The following is a 25387-nucleotide window of genomic DNA, read 5'->3' on the forward strand; positions in this document are numbered from 1 at the left end:
ACTGGCCAACGCAGTCCGCTGCCGCAGGAAGACGCGTCCCTGTCGGGACGCGCGACGGCTCAGCGATCGTCGTGCAGCTCGCCGCCGGGCAGGAACAACCAGGTGCGCGTGACCTGCAGGATGTCCACATCGTCCTTGGTCTTGGGCAATGGCGGGAACGGCTGCGCCAGTTGCACCACGCGTAAGGCAGCATCGTCGAGCACCGGAACCCCGCTGGAGACCAGGACGCGGCTGCTCTCCACGCTGCCGTCGCGGCGCACGCCCACGCTGATGACGACCTTGCCGCCCAGCCGGCGGCGGCGGGCGTCGTCCGGATAATTCAGATTGCCCACGCGCTCGGCACGGTCCACCCAGGCGCGCAGATAGTTCGCGTATGCATATTCGCGGGTACTGGCAGAGACGAACTTGCGGTTCGGGCGTTTGGCGTACTGCTCAGAGCGCAGATGCACTTCCGCCGCGAGCCGGGCCATTTCGGCATCGCGCTGCACGCGTTGCGCATCGGCGGGCGTGAGTGGGTCGGTCTGCGGATTCGGTTGCGGCGTCGGCACGGCCTGTTCGCCACGCCGGCTGGTCACCACGCGGGTTTGGGTCGGCTCCGGCACATTCACGCTGGTGGCGCGTTGCGCCTGTGGCGCCAGCCCGGTGCGGTCCTGCGGCACCACGCCCGGCTGGCTGTCGCGCGGGCGTTGCGCGGTGTCGTGATTGCCGCCGCCCTGCTGGTTGGCCTGGGCCAGGAAATCGGCCTGCTTGGGCGTCAGCGGCGTGCTGGTCTGGCTGAAGATCACGTCCAGCGTCGGCACCAGTGGCGCGTCCTCGCTGACCGCAAACACCACGCCCAGGATCAGGATGCCGTGCAGCAGCAGCGAGATCACCAGCGTCATCATCAGCCGGCGACCGTCGTCCATGGGTGCCGGCAGTGCCGCGGCCGTGCTCATTGCGCAGCGCCGGCCTCGATCGCGTCGAACAGCAGCCCGGCGATGTTCAGGCCGAACTGCGCATCCAGCTCGCGCACGCAGGTGGGGCTGGTGACGTTGACCTCGGTCAGGTAGTCGCCGATCACATCCAGACCCACGAAGCGCATGCCGCGACGGCGCATTTCCGGACCCACCTGCGCGGCGATCCAGCGGTCGCGTTCGGACAATGGCCGACCTTCGCCGCGCCCGCCGGCGGCCAGGTTGCCGCGGAATTCGTCGCCCTGCGGAATGCGCGCCAGGCAGTAATCCACCGGCACGCCGTCCACCAGCAGGATGCGCTTGTCGCCGGCAGTGATGTCGGGGATGAAGCGCTGCGCCAGGGTCAGTTTGCGGTTGCCGTCGGTCAGCGTTTCCAGGATCACGTTGAGGTTGGGGTCGCCGGTGCCGCTACGGAAGATCGAGCGCCCGCCCATGCCGTCCAGCGGCTTGAGCACCGCCTGGCCATGCTCCAGCACGAACGCTTTGAGCGCGGCGGCATCGCGGCTGACCAGGGTCGGCGGGCAGCACTGCGGAAACAGCAGCGCGGCCAGTTTCTCGTTGTAATCGCGCAGGCCCTGCGGGTCGTTGACGATCTGTGCGCCGGCGCGCTGCGCCACGCTCAGCACCTGGGTGTCGTAGACGAACTCGGCATCCACCGGCGGGTCCTTGCGCATCAGCACCACCTGGCCGGTCCCAAATTCCAGCTCGGCGAAGGCGCCCAGCGTGAACCAGCTGGTCTTGTCCTCGCGCACGCTCAGTGGCGCGACCTGCGCCACCGCGCGGCCTTCGCGCAGGCTGAGCCCGCCGGGGCGCACGTAATGCAGACGGTGACCACGGCGCTGGGCCTCCAGCAACATGGCAAACGTGGTGTCTTTGGCGATCTTGATGGAGGCGATGGGATCCATCACCACAACGACGTCGAGCGACATGGGGCTAAACCTTTCGAACAAGCTGCCGATGGTAACTTCAAGCGATGGGCGATGGCGCGCCCGGCGGGTTGCAGTGCGCGACTTGCCGGCCGGCACGCACCCAGACGTGGTCGGAACGTCCGCCTGGCGGGCCCCCGGCAATGCGCCCTTGACAGTCGATGCGGGTCTTGGGATATACATGCAGTTTCGTAGCGACGTCGGAAGGGATGAAGCGTCGCGCGCCCGGGGATATTTGCATGAGTGAAAACATTGCTGCGGGTGGGGAACTCGCAGGACTGAAGGTGATGGTCATCGATGATTCGAAGACCATTCGCCGCACCGCCGAAACGCTGCTGAAGCGAGAAGGTTGTGAAGTAGTGACAGCAACGGATGGTTTCGAGGCACTGGCCAAAATTGCGGACCAGCAACCTCAGATCATTTTTGTCGACATCATGATGCCGCGCCTGGATGGGTACCAGACGTGCGCGTTGATCAAGGGCAACCAGCTCTTCAAATCGACGCCGGTGATCATGTTGTCGTCCAAGGATGGCCTGTTCGACAAGGCCCGCGGCCGCATCGTCGGTTCCGAGCAATATCTGACCAAGCCGTTCACCCGTGAAGAACTACTGAGCGCGATCCGCACGTACGTCCACGCCTGACCAGGGGGAAAGGCAACATGGCTCGAATTATATTGATCGAGGACTCGCCCACCGACAGGGCAGTCTTCAGTCAATGGCTGGAAAAAGCAGGCCATACGGTCGTCGCCACCGATAACGCAGAAGAGGGGCTTGAGCTGGTTCGCAGCCAGGCGCCCGATCTTGTGTTGATGGATGTGGTGTTGCCCGGTATGAGCGGCTTCCAGGCAACGCGTGCACTCGCACGCGACCAGGCCACCAAGGACATCCCCGTGCTGCTGGTCAGCACCAAGGGCATGGAAACCGACAGGGCCTGGGGTTTGCGACAAGGTGCCAGCGACTACATCGTCAAGCCGCCGCGCGAAGACGATCTGATCGCGCGCATCAGACAACTGGTGCGTTGATGCGCTCTCCATTCGACATTCTCGAGGACTACGAGCGTCGTAGTCTTGCGCACGCCACGCCGCTGCCGGAACGCCAGTTCTCGGCAGATATCTGGCGCGGCGTGGGTTATCGCGTCGGTACCCGGCGATTGGTCTCGGACTTCCGCGAAGTGGCGGAAATCGTGCCGATGCCGCCGGTCACCCCGGTGCCGGGCGCACAGCCCTGGCTGCTGGGCGTGGGCAACCTGCGCGGCAATCTATTCCCGGTGATCGATCTGAAGCAGTTCCTGGAGGGCCGTCGCACGGTGCTGCAGGAAGGCCAGCGTGTGCTGATCATGCGTCAGAGCGGCGGCGACGTCGCGCTGACCATCGATGAGCTGTACGGCCAACGCAGCTTCGAGCAGGTCCAGGCGGTGGAACCCGGCGAGTTGGCGCAAGGCCGCTACGCCCACTTCATCGACCGTGCCTTCCGCAACGAGACGCAGGACTGGGGTGTGTTTTCCCTGGCGTTGCTGTCGCGCACTCCTGAATTCCGGCAGGCCGCGGCCTAAGCCGCGACCCCGCCACGTCATACAGATCGAGGTCGAACCATGAGTACTGCCCCGGACACCCGCAAGACCAACAAGCTCGGCAGCGTCAGCACCAGCTTCTGGCTTGGCCTGCTGGTGTTGTCGATGATCGTGTTCGGCGCCAACACCGGCGTCGCCACCTGGCAGGGCAGTCGCCTGGCAGGTGCCGGTACCGGCGCGGCCGATCTGCAGGTGCTCTCGCAGCAGCTGGCCAATCAGGGCCGCGAAGCGATTTCCGGCAATCCCAAGGCCTTCGAGGCCTTCAAGGAAACCAAGGGCCGCATCGACAGCACGGTCAATGAACTGGATGGCCGCTACGGCAAGGAAGCCTCGGTGTCCGGCGCCATGGCCCGGCTCAAGTCGGTCTGGGTGCCGCTGAGCAAGAACGCCGAGCAGGTCATTGCCAGCGAACCGGCGGTGCTCGGCCTGGCCGGCAACGCCGACCGCTTCTCCAACAACGTCCCGCAGTTGCAGGCGCAGTTGAACGAAGTGGTGCGCGCGATGACGGTCAGCGGCGCGCCCGCCGCGCAGATCTACAACACGCTGCAGCAGGTCGTGGTCGCCGGCACCATGGCGCGCCGGGTGACCGAAATCCGTGCCGGCGAGGCCAATGCATCGGCGGCCGGCGATGCGCTGGCGCGCGACTCGGTGGTGTTCACCCAGATGCTGGAAGGGCTGCGCGCCGGCAATCAGGAGCTGGACATCGTTGCGGTGCGCAATCCTGCCGCGCTGTCGGCGCTGGAGCAGTCGCAGGCGCAGTGGACGACGATGAAGAAGGACATCGACGCCATCCTGGCCAGTTCGCGCAACCTGTTCGCCGCGCAGTCGTCCGCCGATGCGCTGAGCGATGGCTCGGGCACGATGCTCGATGCCAGCAAGGCCTTGTTCGATGCTTTCTCCGCATTCGGTTCGGTGCGCGACACGCGGCTGTTCCCGAACTTCTGGCTGGGGGTGATTTCCGGCATGTTCGCGCTGTTGGCCATCATCGGCTTCGTGTGGAGCTCGGTGCGCGTGCGCACCCGCGAGCAGGACGTGCGCTACCAGTCGCAGGTGGAATTCAACAGCCGCAACCAGCAGGCGATCATGCGGTTGCTGGACGAAATCAGCTCGCTCGGTGAGGGCGACCTGACCGTGAAGGCCTCGGTGACCGAGGACATGACCGGCGCCATCGCGGACGCCATCAACTACGCCGTGGACGAACTGCGCCACCTGGTGACGACCATCAACGACACCTCGGCCAAGGTGGCCGTGTCGACCCAGGAAACCCAGGCCACCGCAATGCAGTTGGCCGAAGCGGCCGGCCAGCAGGCCAACCAGATCACCACCGCGTCCGAGCGCATCAGCGAAATCGCTGCCAGCATCGAACAGGTGTCGCGCAACTCCACCGAGTCGGCCGAAGTGGCGCAGCGCTCGGTGGTCATCGCCGCCGAAGGTGCCGGCGTGGTGCGCGAGACGATTCAGGGCATGGACCAGATTCGCGACCAGATCCAGGAAACCTCCAAGCGCATCAAGCGGCTGGGCGAATCCTCGCAGGAGATCGGCTCGATCGTGGAACTGATCAACGACATTTCCGAGCAGACCAACATCCTGGCGCTCAACGCCGCAGTGCAGGCGGCATCGGCCGGCGAAGCCGGTCGCGGTTTCGCTGTGGTGGCCGACGAAGTGCAGCGCCTCGCAGAACGCACCTCCAGTGCGACCCGACGCATCGAAGGTCTGGTGCAGACCATTCAGGCCGATACCAACGAAGCGGTCAGCTCGATGGAGCAGACCACCTCCGAAGTGGTGTCCGGTGCGCGCCTGGCCGAAGACGCCGGCACCGCGCTGACCGAAATCGAGCGCGTGTCCAACGCCTTGAACAACCTGATTAAGAACATCTCCATCGCTGCGCACCAGCAGTCGGCCGCGGCGACGGATATCACACAGACCATGGGCGTGATCCGTCAGATCACCAGCCAGACATCGCAGGGTGCGGAGCAGACGGCCGAATCGATCGGCAACCTGGCTCAGCTCGCTGCCGATCTGCGCCGTTCGGTCGCCGACTTCAAGCTGCCGGCGTGACCACGACGCGGAACGGGAAAGGATCAGCAGATGGCGCGTAGTAGCGTTACGTCGATGCAGGAAGTGACCGGTTGCTGCGCTAGCGGCAAGTCGGTCGTCGTCAGGGGGCTGCAATGAGTGCGCTTCGCGATGCGATGAGTCACGCCGCGCTGGGCTGGGTCAAGCCAGAGCTGGACGAGACGTTGCGCCAGGCGCGCAACGAGATCGAATACTTTGCCGAAGAACCGTCTGACACCAGTCGGATGCGGTTCTGCGCCGGCTACCTGCATCAGGTGCAGGGCACGCTGCGCATGGTCGAGTTGTATGCGCCGGCCATGGTTGCCGAAGAGCTCGAGCTGCTGGCCCAGGCCGTGCAGTTGGGCGAGGTCGCCGACCGCGACGAAGCCTGCGCCATGCTGATGCGCGGCACCGTGCTGCTGCCCGATTATCTGGAGCGCTTGCAGAACGGTCACCGCGACATCCCGATCGTGTTGTTGCCGCTGCTCAATGAGATCCGCGCCACCCGTGGCCAACCGGGTCTCAACGAGAGCGTGCTGTTCGCGTTCGACCCGCAGGCCGGTGTTGCCACCGAGGCCGAGCTGGATCACGCGCGCGGTAGCTTGAGCGGGCGCAATCGCGAATTGCTCGACACCGTCGGCAATGCGGTCAAGGAAGAATTGCTGCGCGTCAAGGACGCGCTGGACCTGCATCTGCGTACCGGTGGCGACATCGCCGAGCTGCAGACCCAGGTCAAGGATCTGGGCAGCGTGGCCGACACCCTGGGCATGATGGGCCTGGGCGTGGCGCGCAGTGTCGTCGTGCAGCAGCGCGATGCGTTGGCGCGCGTGGTCGATGGCCAAACCCAGATGGATGAGAGCGTGCTGTTGGATATCGCAGGCGCGCTGTTGTATGTGGATGCCTCGCTGGACGATCAGGTGGCCAGCCTTGGCGCCGACCCGGGCGATGGCACCGAAGTCAGTAACAGTGCCAACTCCTCGGAAGTGCGCCGCACCGTCGATGTGCTGGCGCAGGAAGCGATCGCCAACTTCGGCGCGGCGCGCGAGCATTTCGTCGCCTTCATCGAAACCAACTGGGACCACGCCCGTCTGGCCGATGTGCCACACCTGCTCGGCGAAGTCGGCGGTGCGTTGCGCATTCTCGAGTTGCCGCAGGCGGCCGATTACCTGGAAGGCGTGCGTCGTTACGTCGATCTGGAATTGATCGGCAAGCAGCGCGTGCCCAGCGGCCGTCAGCTGGACACCCTGGCCGATGCGATGGCCAGCCTGGAGTACTACCTGGAAGCCCTGCGCGAGCGCCGTCCCGGCCGCGAAGAGATTCTGGACATCACCCGTAACAGCCTGGAAACACTGCGTTATTGGCCGCTGCCGTCGGGCGAGCCGTCCGATTTGCCGATCGGTGCCGACCAGCCAGGCAGCGTGGCCGAACTGCAGCCGGTCGCCGCCCCGCCGCAGGCCGCCAACGGCGCCGCGCCCGCGCCGTCGCTGGAATGGGCCAACGACACCGTGGTCGAAACGCCGTTCGCTGCCAGCGTGGTGCACGACACTGGCGCTGCCGCGACCGATACGGTGTTCTCGTTCGACCCGGTGGCCGCTGAAGAAACCGTGTCCGGCCAGTCGCATGTGCCGTTCACCGTGGCGCCGCTGGATCTGTCCGACGACGGCGCGCAAGCGCCCGGCGACTGGCAGATGGAAACCACCGCGCAGGTCGCGCCGGTCGCCACCTCTGCGTTCGACCCGGTGTCGGCCGAGCAGGATGGCAACGAGCCCGCGCAGGTCAGCTACACCGTGGATTTGAGCGCGCTGGAGCAGGAGCACGCGGCCGAGCCGATGGTTGCCGAGGAAGCGCCGCTGCAGATTGAGCAGATCGCGCTGCCTGGTGATGCCGAGCAGACCGACGCGCCGTTGGATTTCATTGCCGAGAATGCAACGCGGCGCGCGCAGACCAGCATCGAAGATGCGTTCTCGCCGCCGCCGCTTCCGCCGCAGGAACTGGACGACCCATTCGTCGAACCCGCGCAAGAGCCGCACGAGGTTCCGTCCGAAGCAACAGCCGAGCCCGCCGCCCCGCGCGTGCAACAGGCGGTGGTCAGCGAGTTCGAACTGGACGACGCATCCACCGCGTTCCTGGCCCAGCTCGACGCAGCGGCCGCGCAGTTCGATGTGCAGCACCCGCAGGCGCCGACAGCCACAGCCGACGCTGACACCGCGCAGGCACCGGCCGAACCCGTGTCCAGCGCAAATCTTCAGGCCGCGCCCGCTGCCGACGCCGGCATTTTCGGCGGCTTCGGCGACAGCGATATCGACGACGATATCCGTGACGTCTTCCTGGAAGAATTCGACGAAGAACTGGTCAACCTGGGTCAGCTGTTGCCGGTGTGGCGCGCCGCACCCAACAACCCGGAACACCTGCGCCCGATCCGCCGCGTCTTCCACACCCTCAAGGGCAGTGGGCGCTTGGTCGGTGCCAGCGTGCTGGGCGAGTTCAGCTGGAAGATCGAGAGCATGCTCAACCGCGTGCTCGATAATTCGCGACCGGCCAGCCCGGCGGTGATGGCGATGGTCGAATTGGCCTACGACGTGCTGCCGCAGTTCAACGCCGCGCTTCGCAACCAGGGGCGCATCCACGCCGATCTACCGGAAATTCAGGCCATTGCCGAGCGCGTTGCTGCCGGCGAAGAGGTCTACTACGTGCCCGCAGCCGCGGTGCCGGTGGCTGACGCCGTCGCGATTCCGGCAGCAGCAGGCGTGGTTGTCGCCAGCGGTGGAACGCCGGCCTCGGTGGACAGCGTGCTGCGCGAGATCCTCGAAGCGGAGGTCGCCACGCATCTGGATACGGTGAACGGGTGGCTGCAGACCAGCCAGGCCGAGCCGCAGTTGGCGACCGAAGAGCTGTTGCGCGCCGTGCACACGATGAGTGGCGCATTCGCGATGACCGATGTGCCGGAAATCACCTTGGTGACCACGCCGGCCGAAAGCTACGTCAAGCGTTTGCTGGCCGCCTCGGTCACGCCGTCGGCCGACGGTCTGGATGCCATTGCCGCCACCGCTGCCGCGATTGCCACCACGGTGACTGCGCTACGCGCCGATGCGCCGTTGATTCCGTCGTTCGCCCCGTTGACCGAGCGCTTGCGCGCGCTGGTGGACACCTTGCCGGAAGCGCAGTGGCCGCCGCAGGTATTCCTGGACGAGCTGGAGGATGTCGATGCACCGAGCGATACGGTAGACGGCAGCGATGCCTCGGTCGAACTGACCGGTGCGCAGGATCTGTCGCAATACCTCGATGCCAGCGCGCTGCCGTCCGACGCGCCCGCACCGACGCAAGATACCGAAGACGTACAGCCGCTGTCGGACGACGCACCGATTGCAGTGGACGCGTTGGCCGAGGCAGAAGCCGAGCACGATTCGGCACTCGCATTGGACGCGCCTGCACCGCACGCAGTCGACGATGCCAGTGGCGTTGCCTCGCATGAATACGTCGACGCGTCTGCCGAAACTGCGTACACAGCGAGCGACGACGCCCTGGCCCCGGCTGCCGACGCTGAGCAGCTTGCCGATGTACTGCATGGCGATGCCGCGCAGCACGAACACGCAGACCAGACCGCATCGCAGGACACGCCTGCCGACGAGCCGCTGGTCGAAGCCGATGCCTGGGATGCGACCGAGCTGCAACATGCGCAGGCCACATCGCACGATCATGCGCCGGGCGAGCACGCTGCACAGGTGCCGGCTGAGGCAGCTGCTGATGTCGTTTCCAGCGAGCACGACGCCGACGCGACCAGCACGCATGCCGACACCGTTGCGGTAGACGAGCTGGCCGACGCAGAAGCCGCCTTGGGCGATGCGCAAACGCTGGCTGCAGCCGATGCCGAGCAGGCCACGGACACGCATGCGCATCACGCGCCGACACACGACGATCAGGTTGCAGCAAGCACCGACGACGCGGTCGAGAGCATCGAAGCACTGGAGTCGGTGCACGCAGACACTGCGTTGGCTGAAGACGTCAATGCAACGAGCGCGGACGACTGGACGCCGGAAACCGCAGCGCTGGACAGCGCGCCGACCGATCGGGATGGCCACGTCGCCGATCAGGTTGGCCACGAACACGTGGGCGCGCACGAACACTCCGGCGAACAGCCAGCAGACGAGGCGACGCCGCACAGCGACGCCGCACGCATGCATGCGGGAGAGTCGTATCCGGGCGACCAGCAGCACGCCGAAGAGGCCGCGCAGCTGGGCGAGCACGCAGACATGGAAGCGCACGCGTCGCCGGATCAGCAGTTGGATTCGGACGCGCAGCAGCATGCAGGCGAGCAGGTGCCATCGGACCAGCACGTCGCATCCACCGCGCAGCTGCAGACCGACGCGCATGCCGACGAGCATGCAGGCGAAGCCGAACATGCGACGGAACACGAGCGTGCCGAGGCTGGGCATTCCCAGGCGCCTAACTCCGATCCTGAGCATGCAGAAGCGGAACATGCCGGAGCAGAGCACGCCGAAGCAGAGCAGGCCGACGCCGACGCCATGCCCGATCACACCGTCGAATCGCTGCAGGCATTCGAAATGGCGCATGCAGCCGATCAGGTCGAAGAAGCGGGCGATCCGCAGTCCGACACCGCCCCGGAACTGCACGACGCGCAGGCCGTCACGTCCGATGACGCTGCGCACGCCGATGAGCACGCAGCAGTCGATGCGATTGCCGTGGCCGAGCACGCAGAACACACCCAAGCCAGCGAGCACACCGACGACTCTGCAGATGATCGCGCAGCCGCCAGCGGGCCCGACGCAGCCGACCACAGTGCCGTCGAGCCGGAAGACACCACCACCGTTGCAGCCTTCAGCGCACCGGTGGAAGAGGCCGCGCCTGCCGAGACGGCAAGCAACGACGCCGGTGCGGCATTCGATACCGGCCCGCTCAACTTCGATCAACTCGATGGCGAGCTGGTCGACATCTTTGTCGAAGAAGGCCGCGACCTGTTGGACCATTGCGATGGTCTGATCGCCCGCATGCGCGAAGTGCCGGAAGACCGCGATGTCCTCAACGGACTGCAGCGCGATCTGCACACGCTCAAGGGCGGTGCGCGCATGGCCGGCATCAACGCCATCGGTGACCTCGGTCACGCGATCGAATCGCTGCTCGAAGCCGTGGCGGCCAACCGTACCGACATCGATCGCGACGACGTGCGTCTGTTCGAGCGCGGCTTCGACCGCCTGCACCAGTTGTTGACCCGCACCGGCATGCACCGCGCCGTGGCGATGCCGACCGATCTGGTGGAAGCCTTCGAAACCCGTACCCGTGGCCGCAATGCCGCCCCGCCCAGCGACGCCGATGTCCGCGCGATCGCCAAGGCGTCGGTGGAGCCGGCACCGCTGTCCGCACCGATTCCGATGGAAGGCCAGGCCGAAGAAGACTTCCTGCCGCGCGTGCAGCAGGAGCAGGTGCGCGTGCGCGCCGACTTGCTCGACCGTCTGGTCAACCATGCCGGCGAAGTGGCGATCTACCGCTCGCGCCTGGAGCAGCAGTTGGGTGCGTTCCGCGGCGCCATGGGCGAGTTGGATCGCACCAACGCCCGTCTGCGCGACCAGTTGCGACGTCTGGATCTGGAAACCGAAGCGCAGATCGTGGCGCGGTATCAACGCGAACAGGACCAGGGCGATCGCACCTTCGATCCGCTGGAACTGGACCGCTTCTCCACCCTGCAGCAGCTCAGCCGCGCGCTGAACGAATCGGCGGCCGACTTGGGCGGTTTGCAGGGCGTGCTGGAAGATCTGTCGCGGCAGTACGACGGCTTGCTGCAACAGCAGTCGCGCGTCAGCTCCGAACTGCAGGACGGCCTGATGCGCGCGCGCATGGTGCCGTTCGATGGCTTGGTGCCGCGTCTGCGTCGTGTGGTGCGTCAGGCCGCCAGCGACACCGGCAAGCAAGTCCATCTGCTGCTGGAAGGCACCCAGGGCGAACTCGATCGCAATGTGCTCGATCGCATGGTCGCGCCGTTGGAACACATGCTGCGTAACTCGGTGGCGCACGGGCTGGAAACACCCGAGCAACGACGCGACGCCGGCAAGCCGGAAGAAGGCACCATCGCGATCCGTCTGCGCCGCGAAGGTTCGGAAATCGTGCTGGAAGTGGCCGACGATGGCGCCGGGCTGGACCGCGAGGCGATCCGTCGTCGCGGCGAGCAGCGCGGCCTGATCGAGCCCGGCCAGGAGCTCAACGATGCCGAATTGGATGGCCTGATCTTCGCCTCCGGTTTCAGCACCTCCGAGCAGGTCAGCCAGCTGGCCGGCCGTGGCGTGGGCATGGACGTGGTGCGCAACGAAGTGCGTCAGCTCGGCGGTTCGGTGGATATCCACTCGGTGCGCGGCCAGGGGGTCACCTTTACCCTGCGTTTGCCGCAGACGCTTGCGGTCACCCAGGCGGTGTTCGTCCGCATCGGCGACACCATGTTCGCGGTGCCGGTGGGTTCGGTCAGCGGTATCGGCCGCATCTCGCGTACCCGTTACGAGTCGGGCGAGGGTGGATATCACTACGCCGGCGAAGAGTACGTGCTGCACGACCTCGGTTCGCTGGTTGGCCAGCCCGCCGCGCGTGCCGATGGCCAGGCACAGGTGCCGTTGTTGCTGGTGCGTGCGGGCGACCTGCGCGCAGCAGTGGCGATCGATCAGGTGCTGGGCAACCGCGAAATCGTGGTCAAGCCGGTGGGCCTGCAGATCGCCTCGGTGCCGGGTATCTATGGCGCCACCATTACCGGCGATGGCCGCGTGGTGGTGATTCTGGACGTCGCTCCGCTGGTGCGTCGTTACCTCAGCCAGCCGGCGCGTCCGACGCTGGAAACGCTGACCGAAGCGCAGCGTCAGGTGCCGCTGGTGATGGTGGTCGACGATTCGCTGACCATGCGTAAGGTCACCAGCCGCGTGCTGGAACGCCACAACCTTGACGTCTCCACTGCACGCGATGGTGTCGAGGCCCTGGAACTGCTCGAAGAGCGCGTGCCCGACCTGATGCTGCTGGATATCGAAATGCCGCGCATGGACGGCTACGAACTGGCGACCGCGATGCGTGCCGACCCACGCTTCAAGGCGGTGCCGATCGTGATGATCACCTCGCGCAGTGGCGAGAAGCATCGCCAGCGTGCCTTCGAGATCGGCGTGCAGCGTTACCTGGGCAAGCCTTACCAAGAGTTGGATCTGATGCGAAACGTGTATGACCTGCTGGGGATCGCCCGTGTCCGAGACTAATGGCGCAATGGGAACTCCAGTTGCTTTGCTGGGTCGTCCCGGTCAGGCGCGTGAGCGCCTGCGCGAAGCACTCGGCCTGGCCGGTGCGCAGGTGGTGCTGGAAGACGAGCCATCGGCGGTCGATGTGCAGATGCTCCGCGACGCAGAGCCGGTGGCGATACTGGTCTCACTCGAACCGTCGATCGAAGACGCGCTCGAAGCGTTGGAGCCGGCTTTCAACATGCCTGGCGTCACGGTGATCTTCGACGAGGCCGAGCTGAGCGTGCGGCGCGAAGGCTGGGAAGCGCAGCGTTGGGTGCGCCATCTGGCTGCAAAACTGCACGGCCACGCCGATGTGTTGCCGCCGGGTACCGAAAGCGAACCGTCGCTGCAGCCGGAGCCGGGTTTGGCGCTTGCCTCGCGGCAACATTCGGACCTGCAGTTGGATCAGCACCTGGAAGCCGCCGCGCATGCGTTCGAAAGCGTGCCCAGCGATGCCTTGTTTGCGCGTGCATCCACGCAGGACGCTGCGCCAGCGACTGCGGAAAAGCCGGGTCTGACCCTGGGCGATTCCAGCACCTGGGGCCTGGTGGACGAAGTGACCGTGGTGGTGCGCCCGCGCGCCGAAGCGGATGTGTCTGCGCTGTCGACCGGCGGATTGTCGCTGGTGGATCTGGAGCACAGCGGCAGCGTCACCGGCGCAGTGCTGGTGATGGCCGGCATCGGTGGGCCGGATGCGATCCGCCGTCTGCTGGCCGCATTGCCGCCGGAATTTCCGCGCGCCGTGCTGGTACGCATGACCCTGGATGGCGGCCAGTACGGCAACCTGGTACGGCAGATGGGGCGCGTGTCTGCGCTGCCGGTCGAATTGGGTGAGGCAGGGCAGGTGGTCGCACCGGGCAAGGTGTATGTGCTCTCCGACGAGGTCGGTGTGCAACAGCACGCCGGCGCGCTGGCGCTCGTGGCGCCGGCCGATCCGGCTGGCCTGATCGCTGCGCTGCCGCCGGCCGACAGTGCGGTGCTGATGCTCAGCGGTGCCAACGAGGCGCTGGTGGAAGCGTCGCTGGCATTGGCCGAGCAGGGTGCCTGGTTGGCAGGGCAATCCACCGACGGCTGTTACGACCCCGCCGCTGCAGCGCGTCTGGCGCGGCAAGGCATTCTGACCGGCGATCCCGCGCAGTTGGCGCAGGCGCTGGCACAGCGTTGGCCGGCATAAGCCGGGCGCTCCCTTTCGAATCGGAATCACGCGATGAGCTACGCCAATAACGACGAAATCCGCGGCGTCCTGATCCAGGCCGGCAGCGAGCGTGTGCTGCTGCCGAACGCGACGGTGGCCGAGGTGATGTCGCGTGTGGCGGTCGAACCGCTACCCGACATGCCGCGCTGGGTGGTCGGGCGTATCGACTGGTACGGCTGGAAAGTGCCGCTGCTGTCGTTCGCACGCCTCAGCGGCATGGGCGAAGAGCCCACTGCAGTCAACAACAAGGTGATCGTGTTGAAGGCGTTGGGCGGCAATCCGGCGCTGCCGTATTTCGCCTTGCTCACCGCTTCGTTCCCGCAGCTGATCTCGGTGCCGCGCGATGGCCTGCTCGCCGACGCGTCCGAAGATGCGCTGCCCGATGGCGTACACATGCGCGTGCTGCTGGGCGAGCAAAGCGCCCTGTTGCCGAACCTGGACGCCATCGAAGCGCAAGTCAGTCAGGTGTTTGCGGCCGCTGCTGCCTGAACGCGGTTGGTGCACCCACGGTGCTCGCCGACAGGCGAGCGCAGTCGCACAGTGCAGCAGATGCGCGTTGCATTGCTTGATCGGTGATGACGGGGTTGGTTGCAGGCGAGTGCTCTAGCTCACGCACCGGATGAGGCACTGCGTTTCGGGGATGGCTTGCGGAGCGTGATCTCTATGCATCAGGCCGATGCACGTTGCAGCGAGACGATGCGCATGTGCGAGGCGGGCATGTTGAGAGCGCGGCGGCCATGAGTCTTGCGGTATTTGCGCCGGTCCGGCACGCCGACGGCGTGGTGCTATGCGATCTAGCCATTGTCGACCCGGCTGCAATGGCCGACTACCACACGCGTAACCGCGCACACCTGGCTGATGCCATGCCGCTGCGGCCGCCTGCATTCTACACCGCCGACGGTTGGCGCCGCCTGTGTATCGCATACCGCAGCGCAGTGCCTGGCGAGCGTGAATTGCAATTGGTGTTGCTGCAGGGCGAGCAGGTGATCGGCACCACCGGGTTCACCCAGATCCAGCGCGGTGCATTCCAGGCCTGCCACATGGGCTACGGCCTGGACGCAGCGCAGCAGGGGCGTGGCTTGATCCACTGGGCAGCCACGCAAGGAATTGCATTTGCCTTCGGCCCGCTTGGCCTGCATCGGGTGATGGCGCAATACGTGCCGGAAAATCTGCGCAGTGCGCGTGTGCTGCAGCGGCTTGGCTTCCAGATCGAAGGCCATGCTCGGCGTTATCTGCAGTTGAACGGCCACTGGCGTGACCATGTGCTGACCAGTCGGTTGCGCGAGGACGATACCCCTGGCGAAGGCACGGTGGATGGTGGGCCGGCTTAGGGCGCAGCGCCGGAGAGCTTGAGCCGTAATTCATCGGCGGCTAGATTGCTGTCTTGCGCAAGCTCGATCTGCGTTGGCCAGCCGCGTTGTTCGAGTTGATCGCGCAACCGCGCCACCCAGGTCTGCACCACCGCTGCATCCGGCGTGGCAGCCATGATCCGGATCGTGTCCGGTGGCTGTGTGACCCCAGACGCCGCGTAGCCCATCAGCCACTCGCGTGGCGGTGTGGAGAGCTTCAACGATGCAGTGCGGTGTATCTCGCCGCGCGTGTCTTCATCGCGCGGCGTCGGCGCCTGTTGTTTCGCCGTGTTGCCAGCCGCTTGCGGCGACGAGCTTGCACGAGACGCTTCAGGCTGCGGTTTGCCGAGCTGCCGCTCCCGTCGCAGGACCGGTGCACCCGTTGGCGCAGCAAGCGGCGCGGCACGTGATATCGGAATTTCGCTCGTCGCAGTCGGGTTGACTGCCGAGCGCTCGAGGCGCACCGACTGCTCTAGTGACGGCACCGGCGTCGGCGCTGGTGCACGCTTGGGTGGTAATGGGGGTGGGGCGCTGCTGTCCGTACGCGCTTCCAACGCGCCAGTTGCCTGCACGTCGTCATTGCTCGCGGCGATGGGTGCAGGTGGGGGCGGCGGTGCCATCTGTGGTTGCGCATCGTCTTGCGCCGGCTCCGACACCATTGCCGGCAGGGCAGGCATCATCTCGGCTGGTGGCGTGGAGGCAGGCGGCCGCACCACACGTGCAGGCAGTGGCGCGCTGGCCGGGGCCGGCATGGCAGCTGGCGCTAGTTCCGGTAGTGGCGATGCTGGCCGTCCCGCCACCTGCGCTGCGGAAGCGGGTTCGTCGGCGGGTGCCGGTGCAGGTAATGCGGGACCATGCAAGCTGCCTTCTGAGGCGCGATCTGCTCCGTCTTCCGCAGCGCGGTGAACGGAGATCGTTTCTGATTCGGCCGTCGCAGGGACAGTGGCAGCCGGTGTGGGTGCATCCGGCACGGGTCGACCGGCCTGCCATTGCAGGCCGACGCCAACGACCAGCGTGACCGAAGCAGCGAGCGCCAGGGGCGGCATCCAGCGCCGACGTCGGACACTACGTCGGGCGGGCGCTGCGTTGCTGGTGGATGTGGCGGGTCCAGCGGATGCCGTTGACGATACCGATGCCGGCTTTGAACCCGATGGCGAAGTTGAAGCAGCAGAACCCGGACTCGAACTCGAATCCTGATTCGAAGACCCATCAGCACCTGTGTGCGACAAGAGCGGCACCGCTGTAGACGTGCCAACAGACGGCGGTGCAGCTGGAGATCCAGACACCGATTCAACGTCAGAACTCTCTGCCATGTCCGCTGCACCAGAGACCACCGGCATCTCATCGGTAGCGCTACGCGTCTGTTGCGCAATCCAGCTGCGTGCTGCCTCGCTCACTGGCGCGCCCAGGGTGTGGTCGGCAGTGTCGCCCTGCGCAAGACGTGCCTGCACTGCCGCGCGTTGTGCCGCTTGGGCGTGTTCGGCTTGCGCGGCCGCGGCAGCGAACATGCCGGGCATCGTGGCGGGTGTTTCGAACTGCAGCGTGTCGGGCATTGCGTTCGCTGCGTTGCGTTCGGCGTCGGCGTGCTGCGCTGCGTGCGCAAACCAGGCGTCCATCGACGTTGGCGGGGTATGTCGCGGCAGCGCGCGCAGCAGTGCAGCAAGGCCATCGCGGCCGGCGATAAAACGATCGAAGGGCGTGCTCACGGCGCGGCCTCCAGGCTCATGCGCAACTTTGCGAAGGCGTAGCGCAGCCGGCTCTTGACCGTTTCAAAGCCTTCGCCGATCACATGCGCGATCTCTTCGATACCGAGCTCGGCGAAGAAGCGCAACACCACCACTTCGCGCTGCGCATCCGGCAGCGCCATCAGTGCGGCACGCACGCGATGTTGTTGTTGGCCGAGCATGGCCAGTTGTTCGGCGCTCAAATCATCATCGGGCAGTTGCAGATGCGCATCGTCCAGCGCCACCGAGGTGGTGTGATACGCGCTGCGGCGGGTGTCGAGCCAGGCATTGCGGCCGATCTGGAACAGGAAGCTGGTGAAAGCGGCTTGCCCGGGGCGATAGTCGCTGCAGCGGGTCATCAGCTTGACCCAGGTTTTCTGCGCAAGGTCTTCGGCCTCGCTCAGATTGCCTTCGCACAACCAGGCCAGGAAGTTGAACAAGGCGCGGTTATGCCGCTTGAATAGCTCGGTTGCCGGTTGTTCGACAAAGCCATTGGCGACGAGGAGCATGAGCTCCTCGTCGGGAAGATGCGCAAGATCGGCAGGGTGCATGCGCTCAGTATAGGCAAGCGCCGCGCGCATCAGTCGGTATTGGCGAGCGGCCGGGTGCTCAGTGCGTCGGCCTGCTGCACCAGCTGCAGGAAGTCGGCGCGATAGCCGAAGCGGTCGTCGCCCAGGCTGTTGGCGGCCAGGGCACGCACCTGCGGATAATCCCAGCCCCGCAGCTGGTTGCCGCCACGCAGACGCTGCCCGAAACCGGCCACCGCAGCAGAAAAACGGAAGGCATCGCTGGTGGCATTCAGTGCCTTACGTTGACTGCTGCGGACCACGGTATCCAGCAGCTGGCTGCGCTGTGCATCGGGCAGTTTGTAGCGCAGTTTGACGTGCGCCAGCTCGCCGGAGAGGGGGCGTGCCTGCTGACGCTGTGCAGCGCTTGCATAGCGCAGCGGGTCGACCGATGCGTTGCCGTTGACGGGGGTGATTTCGTACAAGGCGGTGACGGTATGACCGGCGCCGATGTCGCCTGCATCGACCTGATCGTTATTGAAGTCCTCGTCGCGCAGCGCGCGGTTTTCGTAGCCGATCAGGCGGTATTCCTTGACGGTCTGCGGATTGAATTCCACCTGGATCTTGACGTCACGCGCAATGGTGGCAAGCGTTGCGCCCAGCTCGTGCGTGAGCACCTTGCGTGCTTCCAGCGGCGTATCGATGTAGGCGTACGCGCCGTCGCCGGCATCGGCCAATTGCTCCATCAGCGTGTCGTTGTAGTTGCCAGTGCCGAAACCGAGGGTGGACAGTGCGACGCCGGAGCGGCGCTTTTCGGCCACCATGCCCTTGAGTTGATCGAAGTTGGTGACGCCGACATTGAAGTCGCCATCGGTGGCGAGCAGGATGCGGTTGATGCCGCCACGTAGATACCCTTGCTGCGCCGCTTTGTAGGCGAGCTCGATCCCGCTGGCGCCAGCGGTGGACCCGCCCGATTGCAAGGCGTCGATCGCTTCGACGATACGCCCCTGCTGATCGCCCGGCGTGGGGGGCAGCACGATCGCGGTGTTGCCGGCGTAGGTCACCAGGGTGATGCGATCTTGTTTGCGCAGCTGACGCACCAGCAGTTTGAGCGAGGACTGCAGCAGCGGCAGCTTGTCCGGCGCGTCCATCGAGCCGGAGACGTCAACCAGAAAGACCAGGTTGGCGGGCGGCAGGTCGGCGGTGGCGATGTCGCGGCCGGCGATGCCCACGCGCAGCAGCAGGCTGTCGTGATTCCAGGGCGTGGTCGCCAGTTCGGTGCGCACGGCGAACGGTTGGCCATTGGTGGGCGCCGGGTCGTCGTAGCGGAAGTAGTTGATCAATTCTTCTACGCGCACCGCATCCACCGGCGGCAGGCTGCCTGCGCTGAGGAAGCGCCGCACATTGCTGTAGCTACCGGTGTCGACATCGATGCTGAAGGTCGAGATGGGGTGCTGCGCGGCCTGCACGATGGCGTTGTCGTCGATGTGCTGGTAGCGCTCCCGGTCTTCGGCGGGTGCGGGGATCACCGGTGGCATCGGCATCCGGTTATCGAGCACCGGGCGACGCCCTATCAACATGGCCGCTGGTGCCTGACGTGACAGGCTATCGGCGCTGATCGGCGCTGGCATCGCCTCGATGGGCGGCGGCGGTGGGCTAGGCGCCGATGGCGGCTCCAATGTATGCGCGGGGGCAGGGACTGCGCGCTGAGCCTGCGGCTTGATTTCCGGGAGCTGGGTGGTCTGGTCAGGTTGCTGCGCTTGCGCGGGTTGTGGCGCGGATTCGGTGCGTGACGGCTCGTCGGGCGATGCAGTGGGTTCGTGCGAGCAGGCGCTCAGCAACAAGGCGAGCGCAATGAGGCTGCGATGGGACATGGGAAATCCTTTGCGTGGCGAAGATGGGATGGATGAACAACCGAACAGCCCGAGGTCGCCGTGCACTGCGCCTCTGTCAGTGAAACGGGCCAGCGCAGCGAATGGGGTTAAACCGGAAGGAAATTTTTTCCCGACCATGCGTGGCTGCGGCAATGCCGCCGATCTCTCGCTCCAAACCGTCTCGCCTGCAGTCCCTTCTCCCACCGGGAGAAGGGTGGGGCGTAGCGCCGGAGAGGATGCGACGAAGAGGACGGCCGTGGCTGCCTCATTCCCTGATCCAGCGCGGCTGCGCATGGTGCTTTTGGTTGGCTGCCGCCAGCTCGATCCATGCATCGGACACACAGCGGCCGGGACAGGATTGGCCCAGCCAAGCGACGGTTGTGCACGGATCCGCACGCGACAACGCCGCAAGAAGGTTTATCCGCACGCGACGCTGCCGCATGATGGAAGGCTGGTGCCGCATTGCGCGTTCACTCGTTTCCATCATGGAGTTGCCCACATGATTCAACGTCGTCACTTTCTCAAGAGCGCCACGCTGGGCGCGATCGCCTCCGGCCTGGCCGGCTGGGGCGCACGTGCGCAAGCCGCGGTGGGCGCCACGCCGGGCGTGCGGCAGACGGCGCTGCCGCGGGGTGCGGCGCGGGTGATTTCCACCTGGGACTTCGGTATTGCCGCCAATCAGGAGGCGTGGAAGATTCTCAGCAGCGGTGGTATCGCGCTCGATGCCGTGGAAGCAGGTGTGCGCGTACCGGAAGCGGACCCGACCAATCCCACTGTTGGCCTGGGCGGTTATCCGGACCGCGACGGGCGGGTGACGCTGGACGCCTGCATCATGGATCACCTGGGCAATTGCGGTGCGGTGGCAGCGCTGGAAGATGTGGTGCATGCCATTTCGGTGGCGCGCGCGGTGATGGACAAGACGCCGCACGTGATGTTGGTCGGCGATGGCGCGCGGCAGTTTGCATTTGAGCAGGGCTTTCCGAAGACCAAGCTGCTGACCCCAAGCTCGGAAGCGGCCTGGAAGCAGTGGTTGAAGACCTCCAAATATTCGCCGGAAGCCAACGTCGAAAACCGGGCCTGGCGCGATGCCAAGTTGCCTGGTGGTAAGGACAATCACGACACCATCGGCATGCTGGCGCTGGATACGCACGGCAATCTGTCCGGTGCCTGCACCACCAGCGGCATGGCGTGGAAAATGCACGGTCGCGTGGGCGACAGCCCGATCATCGGGGCGGGCTTGTACGTAGATAACGAAGTAGGCGGCGCAACCTCGACCGGTGTGGGCGAAGAAGTGATCCGGAATGTCGGTAGTTTTGCGGTGGTGGAAATGATGCGGCATGGCAAGTCGCCGGCCGATGCGTGCCGAGAGGTGGTGATGCGGCTGATCCGTCGCAAGCCAGAGCTGACGCGCACATTGCAGGTCGGGTTCCTGGCGATGAACAAGCGCGGCGAAGTGGGGGCGTTCGCGATCCAGAAGGGCTTCAGTTACGCGGTGTGCGACGCGCAGCGGCAGGATCTGTTGGTGCCTGGTGAGAGCCATTACACCAGCGAGCCGGCAGCATGACCGCATTGGGGTTGGAAGTGGCCGCCGATTCGGTGGCCTCGGCGTTGGCCGCGCAAGCAGGCGGTGCGATGCGCGTGGAGCTGTGTGGCGGGCTGGATGGCGGCGGACTGACGCCGTCGTTCGGCACATTGGCAGTGGTGCGCGAGCGTCTGCGGATTCCGCTCTATGTGCTGATTCGTCCACGCGTGGGCGACTTCGTGTTCGACGCTGCCGAAGTCGAGGTGATGCGCCGCGATGTGGAGCAGTGCGTGCGGCTTGGCTGCAATGGAGTAGTGCTGGGCGCGCTGGACCGGCATGGGCAGGTCGATCTGCCGACGATGCGTGTGTTGATCGAAGCAGCGGGGTCGTTGGGGGTGACGTTTCACCGGGCGATCGATGTCAGCGCCGACCCGTCACTGGTGCTGGAAGATGCAATCGCGCTGGGCTGTGAGCGGGTGCTGACCTCGGGCGCACGTGCGAGTGCGCTGGAGGGAGTCGACATCATCGCCGCGTTGGTGCGGCAGGCAGGCGGGCGCATCGGCATCATGCCCGGTGCCGGGCTTTCCGAGCACAACATCCGCACCGTCCGGCAGCACACCGGCGCCCACGAATTTCATGCCTCGGCGCGCGGCATGATCGCCGCCCAGGTGCTTTCGCCGCACCCGTATATCCGCGATCTGGGCGGAGACCACCAGCGGACCGATATCGTGCGGGTACAACGGATGGTGGACGCGTTGCAGCAAGCGTGAAACGTGCGCAATAGGTCGTTCGGCCAGCGTAGGCGCTGCCTGACTTGCTAAAGCACGATCACGGCGATGCTCGGCTGGCCGCTGCGCATGGCGCGTTTGCCATCTACTGAAGGCGTGAAGGTTCCGAGCTTGCTTGCTGTTCGTCATCAGAGTCATCGCTGACTTGCTCGGGAATGTGCAGCGTGAAAGCGGGAAAGCGTGCGCGGTCTTGCGGGTATGCGTTGACGATCAGCTCCCGGGTCTTCCACATCTGGACTGCCTTTGCCAGCGTCGCTGCGTCGAGCTGGCTTCCTTGGTGATAAACGAACTGCCCCAGATGATCGACGATGCCCAGGTGCGCGCTCTTCTGCGCCTTCCAGTTGCTGAAGTTCGTGTAGTGGCGGCTGAGGGCTTCCTCGCTCCGGCCTTCGACTCTGGGGGGTGGGCCTGCCATGTCGCCCACCCGTTCCAGGAAATGGCGATCCCTGCTTTCTTCCAGCATTTTCTGCAATACCGGAATCTGGCCGAAGGTGGTTGGAGTGTCGGGCGGGCGCTTTTCTGGAAGATAGGAGGGTGCACCTTCCAGAAAGGGATTTCTTTCCTCATCAATGACAGTGCTCAGCATGGTCTGTGCGGTGTCTTCGATGCGTTCGAGCACAACCTTGTTCAGTTCGAGCGCAACCGTACGAAGCAGTTCGGTGGTGGTCGCCGAAGAGGATGCCCTGGCTCGATTGCCGGGAACAGGGGGCGAGAGACCTGGAGCGGTCGGGCCAGTTCGCTCTGGTTCGGCGGGGCGCGCAAGCGGACGATGTTGGTCCAGTTGCGCTTGTAGATGCGGCGGCACCAGGATGATGCAACTGGCAGGTAATCGGGCGATCAACGAGGGCAGTCTGGAGAGATTGACGCAGCCTCGCAGATCGAGTTCTTCGAGCTGCGTCAGGCGGTCAATGTCCAGCGGCAGCGTGAGCAGGTTGCTGCAGTCTTTCAGATTCAGTCGCTTCAATGGCGCACTGCCGCCGAAAATCGGCGGATAGTTGCGCAGCGCTGTGCAGCCCTGCAAATCAAGCTCCTCCAGCTTCGGCAGTCGATGGATGGCCGGGCCAAGGGCGGACAGCGGGGAGTTGCGTATCTGTAGGGTTTTCAGATTTTGCAGTCTGGTGATGGAAGCCGGAAGCGATGTGATCCCGGTCTGCACCAACTGCAGCCTCCGCAGGTTGACCAAGCCCTCGTGCTCGCCGGATGCATTGGTGCTCGCCAGGTGTTCGGGAAGTTCCGTCAATTCCGGGCAGGCGAGGATGGAGAGCTCGCGTAATCGACCGAGGCTTGCGATGGATGCGGGGAGCGAGCGAAGCGGATTGCGCGCAAGCGTCAGTGTTTCCAGGCCCGCAAATTGCTGCATGGTGTCCGGGAGCTCCATCAACCCCGCCGCGTCGATCGTCATGTGCTGCAGATGAGACAGACGGAATGCCTGGTCGGGAAATCGCGGAAGGGGAACTGAGCGCAGCTCCAGCGCTACCCGCTCCGGTAGCGTTGCGTCCTCCAGCATGTCGGCTGTTGCTTTCAGCGCCCGGTCTGTTCGTGTCTCGACCTCCGGGTTGTTGCTGTTGGCCTGGCGCCACGCGCTGTGCCAGCGATTGCGATTTGCTCTGTAGTGTCGTCGCCATTGCGACAGGACGTCGCGGTACGGGCCAGGCGCTATGGAGCGCCGTAATGGTGAAGCGCCCACGGTCGATGGCACGCGGGGGCGAACCGGCAGCAAGGCCTGCGAATCGGTGGTGACTGAGTGAAAGCGAGAGCGCTCTATGTCGCTGAGCTGTGGCAATTGCGGCGTCTGCAAAGCATTTCCAGCCGCCTCGTCCATCCGCGCGGCGCTGCCGGGTCCGTCGTAGGCAAGAGGCCGAGCGGATGTGGTTGGTCGGCGAGAGGTCTCGGCAGCGGCAGGCGTTGCTGGCGGACGCCCAGACCGGTCACCAGGCACATATCTGGTCAGGCCGCCGAGCATGCCGGTAGGGCGCTCGGGTACGGGGTGTGCAGGTGGGACAGTGCGCGCGGGCGCATCTGCACTGGACGCATTCTGCTCCGGCTGTCCTACAGGTGTGTTCGGCAGGCGCGATTGATCGACGCGTCGCATCGCGTTCCTCTTCTTGGCTGTCGCTCAATGACGATGATCGGCATGCAACGCGACTGGCGAATCCCGAGGGGCGAAGCCATCGTCATCATGACGAAGGATTGGCAGCGTGGCTGCATGCCGTTGTGCAGCGCTCAGACAGCGTTGCGGGGGCGGGCGTCTGGCAGGGACTGCACGCGTCGAACCGACTGGGATCGAGCACCACATGCTTGATTCGTCGGCGCTTCCAGGTGTAGCTGATGTGTACCAGGCCGTCGCGGGTCTGGATCACCGCCGGATAGGAAAACTCGTCTTTTTCACTGTTTTCCAGGGTGAGTACACGCTGCCAGTGCATGCCATCGGTCGATAGCGCCACCGCAAGCGTACCGCGACCATCCCACCACTGCTTGCCGGCGATGCCGGGGTTGTAGACAAGCAGGGCGCGGCCATCGCGCAGCGTCACTGCGTCGGTGCCGGAGTTGGGGTTTTCTACATCCAGCAATCGCATCGGCTGCCAATGCAGGCCGCCGTCGCTGGAGAACGTGCTGAAGAGTTTGTTCTGCTGGCTGCGGCCGAGCGCCTGCAGGCGTCCATCCGGATACAGCAGCAGGCTGGGCTGGATCGCGCCGATCACGTTTGCATCGTTGAACGGCATGCCGCGCTGCCAGTGCGCGCCGTCGTCGTCGCTCCATTCCAGGTGCGCGCGCCAGCCGCGGTCTTCGCTGCTGCTTGGCGCCAGGATGCGGCCGTTGGGTAACTGCACCGGTTTGTTCTTGATCGGCCCGAGGATGCCGTCGGGCAAGCGCTGCGGTGGCGACCAGTGCGCGCCATCATCCGTGGAGACGATGCGTAGCCCCCACCATTGGCGCGGATTGGGTCCGAGCTTGTAGTACAGCTGCACCGGCCCGGTGGCTGACTGAAACAACACCGGATTCCATGCCGGCACCGCAGCGCCATCGGCTCCCGCATGTGCGCCATCGGCGATGCGACGCGGTATCTGCCACTGTTGTGAGCCGCGCTGACTCAGCCAGATACCGACATCGGCCGCACCCTCGTGCGCGCCGCCGAACCAGGCGGCCAGCAGGTGACCGTCGCGCGTTTCCAGCAGCGTTGACGCGTGTGCTTGAGGTGTCGGGGCCGGGTCGGCGATGAACTCGCTGAGCACGATCGGCGAGACCGGTAATTCAGGCGATTGCGCCTGTGCAGCGAACGCACCCAGGCTCGCAACAAGGCTTGCAACGAGGTGGCTCAGCAGGCGTGGCGGAAGCATCGTGGTCCAGTCCTGTGCGGGCGGTAAAAAGACCTGTTCATTATCTATTAAATACCACGTGTCCTGTCCGTCGAGGCGGCGTGGTCGAACTGCATTGCCCGACGCAAGGCGGTGCGGCTGCTTGCTTCCCGGTTGTACGGGCCGGCCTGCACCAGCCTGACCCCGATGACTGGCGCGCACGGCCATCGCCAAGCGCGCTGCCTAGGGAAGGCCTTCACTGCAGCAGATTGCTCAGCAGCATTGCACCCGCGTGCACGATCACACTGATGCCGCGACGCGCACCGAAGCGTGGCAACGCGAGGAGCGAGTGACGCGCACGCCCGCCGCTA

At 65.4% G+C, this 25387-nt stretch carries 16 protein-coding genes and 1 pseudogene; 10 read left to right on the forward strand and 7 right to left on the reverse strand.

What is annotated here, in order from left to right:
* Positions 1-59: 59 nt before the first annotated feature.
* Both tolA and gshB read right to left on the reverse strand, forming a co-directional pair.
* The gene (gene tolA / locus M0D43_RS17335) at positions 60-935 is read right to left on the reverse strand and encodes a cell envelope integrity protein TolA (RefSeq protein ID WP_101361769.1); all 876 of its coding nucleotides are present in this window, start codon (positions 933-935) and stop codon (positions 60-62) included.
* Complete coding sequence (gshB, locus tag M0D43_RS17340) at positions 932-1882, reverse strand: glutathione synthase (RefSeq protein WP_252162364.1); 951 nt, start codon at positions 1880-1882, stop codon at positions 932-934. The genes tolA and gshB overlap by 4 nt, the downstream gene beginning before the upstream one ends.
* Positions 1883-2118: 236 nt before the next feature.
* On the opposite strand from gshB, the gene pilG reads away from it, so the two are divergent.
* The 8 genes and pseudogenes from pilG to M0D43_RS17380 all read left to right on the forward strand — a co-directional run bounded on the left by pilG (position 2119) and on the right by M0D43_RS17380 (position 15317).
* Positions 2119-2520: a twitching motility response regulator PilG gene (pilG, locus tag M0D43_RS17345; RefSeq protein WP_005913706.1), complete on the forward strand. Its 402-nt coding sequence runs from the start codon at positions 2119-2121 to the stop codon at positions 2518-2520.
* Between the two features lie 17 nt (positions 2521-2537).
* Positions 2538-2900 (forward strand): response regulator, encoded by a 363-nt coding sequence (locus tag M0D43_RS17350; protein WP_005913708.1) that lies wholly within the window; start codon positions 2538-2540, stop codon positions 2898-2900.
* Positions 2900-3430: a chemotaxis protein CheW gene (locus M0D43_RS17355; RefSeq protein ID WP_003482487.1), complete on the forward strand. Its 531-nt coding sequence runs from the start codon at positions 2900-2902 to the stop codon at positions 3428-3430. Before M0D43_RS17350 ends, M0D43_RS17355 begins: the two co-directional genes overlap by 1 nt.
* A 39-nt stretch (positions 3431-3469) precedes the next feature.
* Positions 3470-5506 carry a methyl-accepting chemotaxis protein gene (locus M0D43_RS17360; protein WP_252162365.1) on the forward strand — a complete coding sequence of 679 codons (2037 nt, stop codon included), beginning with the start codon at positions 3470-3472 and terminating at the stop codon, positions 5504-5506.
* 113 nt (positions 5507-5619) lie between these two features.
* Positions 5620-12741, forward strand: a complete 7122-nt coding sequence (locus tag M0D43_RS17365) for an Hpt domain-containing protein (RefSeq protein ID WP_252162366.1) — start codon at positions 5620-5622, stop codon at positions 12739-12741.
* Positions 12742-12748: 7 nt separating this feature from the next.
* On the forward strand, positions 12749-13936 hold the full coding sequence (locus M0D43_RS17370; protein ID WP_252165109.1) for a chemotaxis protein CheB: 1188 nt from the start codon (positions 12749-12751) through the stop codon (positions 13934-13936).
* A gap of 33 nt (positions 13937-13969) precedes the next feature.
* Complete coding sequence (locus M0D43_RS17375) at positions 13970-14446, forward strand: chemotaxis protein CheW (protein ID WP_101361764.1); 477 nt, start codon at positions 13970-13972, stop codon at positions 14444-14446.
* A 248-nt stretch (positions 14447-14694) separates the two neighbouring features.
* Positions 14695-15317 (forward strand): annotated as a pseudogene (locus M0D43_RS17380) (GNAT family N-acetyltransferase).
* Here M0D43_RS17380 and M0D43_RS17385 read toward each other — a convergent pair.
* The 3 genes from M0D43_RS17385 to M0D43_RS17395 all read right to left on the reverse strand — a co-directional run bounded on the left by M0D43_RS17385 (position 15285) and on the right by M0D43_RS17395 (position 19116).
* On the reverse strand, positions 15285-15443 hold the full coding sequence (locus M0D43_RS17385; protein ID WP_425510685.1) for a hypothetical protein: 159 nt from the start codon (positions 15441-15443) through the stop codon (positions 15285-15287). The pseudogene M0D43_RS17380 and the gene M0D43_RS17385 sit on opposite strands and share 33 nt — an antisense overlap.
* 1565 nt (positions 15444-17008) lie before the next feature.
* On the reverse strand, positions 17009-17581 hold the full coding sequence (locus tag M0D43_RS17390; protein WP_252162368.1) for a sigma-70 family RNA polymerase sigma factor: 573 nt from the start codon (positions 17579-17581) through the stop codon (positions 17009-17011).
* A gap of 29 nt (positions 17582-17610) precedes the next feature.
* Positions 17611-19116: a vWA domain-containing protein gene (locus tag M0D43_RS17395; protein WP_425510679.1), complete on the reverse strand. Its 1506-nt coding sequence runs from the start codon at positions 19114-19116 to the stop codon at positions 17611-17613.
* 793 nt (positions 19117-19909) lie between these two features.
* Between M0D43_RS17395 and M0D43_RS17400 the strand changes: the two genes are divergently transcribed.
* Entirely contained in the window at positions 19910-20974 is a 1065-nt protein-coding gene (locus M0D43_RS17400) for a glycosylasparaginase (RefSeq protein ID WP_252162370.1), read from the forward strand.
* Positions 20971-21702 carry a copper homeostasis protein CutC gene (locus M0D43_RS17405; RefSeq protein WP_252162371.1) on the forward strand — a complete coding sequence of 244 codons (732 nt, stop codon included), beginning with the start codon at positions 20971-20973 and terminating at the stop codon, positions 21700-21702. The genes M0D43_RS17400 and M0D43_RS17405 overlap by 4 nt, the downstream gene beginning before the upstream one ends.
* Before the next feature lie 103 nt (positions 21703-21805).
* Here M0D43_RS17405 and xopL read toward each other — a convergent pair whose 3' ends face one another.
* Both xopL and M0D43_RS17415 read right to left on the reverse strand, forming a co-directional pair.
* Complete coding sequence (gene xopL, locus M0D43_RS17410; protein ID WP_252162372.1) at positions 21806-23542, reverse strand: type III secretion system leucine-rich repeat domain-containing effector XopL; 1737 nt, start codon at positions 23540-23542, stop codon at positions 21806-21808.
* 355 nt (positions 23543-23897) lie between these two features.
* A complete protein-coding gene (locus tag M0D43_RS17415) occupies positions 23898-25058 on the reverse strand; it encodes a sialidase family protein (protein WP_252165111.1) in 1161 nt (386 codons plus the stop codon).
* Positions 25059-25387: the final 329 nt, after the last annotated feature.

Origin of the sequence: Xanthomonas prunicola (assembly GCF_025266575.1) — a bacterium.
Taxonomy (GTDB): domain Bacteria; phylum Pseudomonadota; class Gammaproteobacteria; order Xanthomonadales; family Xanthomonadaceae; genus Xanthomonas; species Xanthomonas prunicola.

Coding starts and splice junctions, on each gene's coding strand:
- tolA (WP_101361769.1), bottom strand. CDS start 935: ATGAGCACGGCCGCGGCACTGCCGGCACCCATGGACGACGGTCGCCGG.
- gshB (WP_252162364.1), bottom strand. CDS start 1,882: ATGTCGCTCGACGTCGTTGTGGTGATGGATCCCATCGCCTCCATCAAG.
- pilG (WP_005913706.1), top strand. CDS start 2,119: ATGAGTGAAAACATTGCTGCGGGTGGGGAACTCGCAGGACTGAAGGTG.
- M0D43_RS17350 (WP_005913708.1), top strand. CDS start 2,538: ATGGCTCGAATTATATTGATCGAGGACTCGCCCACCGACAGGGCAGTC.
- M0D43_RS17355 (WP_003482487.1), top strand. CDS start 2,900: ATGCGCTCTCCATTCGACATTCTCGAGGACTACGAGCGTCGTAGTCTT.
- M0D43_RS17360 (WP_252162365.1), top strand. CDS start 3,470: ATGAGTACTGCCCCGGACACCCGCAAGACCAACAAGCTCGGCAGCGTC.
- M0D43_RS17365 (WP_252162366.1), top strand. CDS start 5,620: ATGAGTGCGCTTCGCGATGCGATGAGTCACGCCGCGCTGGGCTGGGTC.
- M0D43_RS17370 (WP_252165109.1), top strand. CDS start 12,749: ATGGGAACTCCAGTTGCTTTGCTGGGTCGTCCCGGTCAGGCGCGTGAG.
- M0D43_RS17375 (WP_101361764.1), top strand. CDS start 13,970: ATGAGCTACGCCAATAACGACGAAATCCGCGGCGTCCTGATCCAGGCC.
- M0D43_RS17385 (WP_425510685.1), bottom strand. CDS start 15,443: ATGGCTGCCACGCCGGATGCAGCGGTGGTGCAGACCTGGGTGGCGCGG.
- M0D43_RS17390 (WP_252162368.1), bottom strand. CDS start 17,581: ATGCACCCTGCCGATCTTGCGCATCTTCCCGACGAGGAGCTCATGCTC.
- M0D43_RS17395 (WP_425510679.1), bottom strand. CDS start 19,116: ATGTTGATAGGGCGTCGCCCGGTGCTCGATAACCGGATGCCGATGCCA.
- M0D43_RS17400 (WP_252162370.1), top strand. CDS start 19,910: ATGATTCAACGTCGTCACTTTCTCAAGAGCGCCACGCTGGGCGCGATC.
- M0D43_RS17405 (WP_252162371.1), top strand. CDS start 20,971: ATGACCGCATTGGGGTTGGAAGTGGCCGCCGATTCGGTGGCCTCGGCG.
- xopL (WP_252162372.1), bottom strand. CDS start 23,542: ATGGACGAGGCGGCTGGAAATGCTTTGCAGACGCCGCAATTGCCACAG.
- M0D43_RS17415 (WP_252165111.1), bottom strand. CDS start 25,058: ATGCTTCCGCCACGCCTGCTGAGCCACCTCGTTGCAAGCCTTGTTGCG.